The organism is Mycobacterium sp. (assembly GCF_008709575.1).
GTDB lineage: Bacteria > Actinomycetota > Actinomycetes > Mycobacteriales > Mycobacteriaceae > Mycobacterium.
In genome coordinates this window covers 1-651 of sequence record NZ_VYIK01000414.1, presented here as the reverse complement: position 1 = coordinate 651, position 651 = coordinate 1, and the positions used below count along the sequence as shown (strand labels likewise).

The window sequence follows — 651 nt, the reverse complement described above, 5'->3', positions numbered from 1 at the left end:
CGGCATCTGCGATGAACCGCGAACCACCCAACGCCGCCTAACGGCCAAGGGAATCACCGCTTTCCAAGCGGTGGAGGATGTCACCGCCGCCAAGAGTTCGGCGTCGAGCGCTTCGATAACGCGGGAAATCCGAACATGGTGCGCTCTGCTAAACAAGAAGGACTCCGCCGCTGTAGGTGTCGGCCAGTCGCCGGACGAGGGCGCGCTCCTCGTCGCTCATTGCAGCTTGGTCCACGTGGCGCCAGTTGCGTTCGTGCAGTTGTAGTGCCTCGACGCCGGTGAGTTCGGTCTCGGCGCGCAGCTGCCACGCGATCGCGCGCAGTTGCGGGAAGTCGCCCACGCGGACCGTCGCCGGCGCTGTTTGCGCAGGTGCCGTTTCATGCTCCGGCGGCCGGAGACACTGCTCATCGAGTGTCAGCCGCAGGCCCAGGGCCTCGGCCACGTTCAGGTAGGCGCCGATCGTCACCGCGGGTGATCCGGCCTCGATGCGGTGCAACGTGACCCGTGACATCCCGGCGGCTTCGGCGGTGGTCACGGCGCTGACACCGAGGGCCAGCCGCCGGTTGCGAAGCTCGCGACCGATCTCGGCCAGCACACCAGTGACGCCGGCAGCGTCGGGCATCACTCCTGCCGGCGATTCGTCTCAAACTC

General features: G+C 67.1%; 1 protein-coding gene. It reads right to left on the bottom strand.

Features of this window, described 5'->3' with window-relative positions; genetic code table 11:
* Positions 1-148 precede the first annotated feature (148 nt).
* Positions 149-622, bottom strand: coding sequence for a helix-turn-helix transcriptional regulator (locus tag F6Q13_RS19305; protein ID WP_293059946.1), 474 nt, complete (start codon positions 620-622; stop codon positions 149-151).
* Positions 623-651 lie beyond the last annotated feature (29 nt).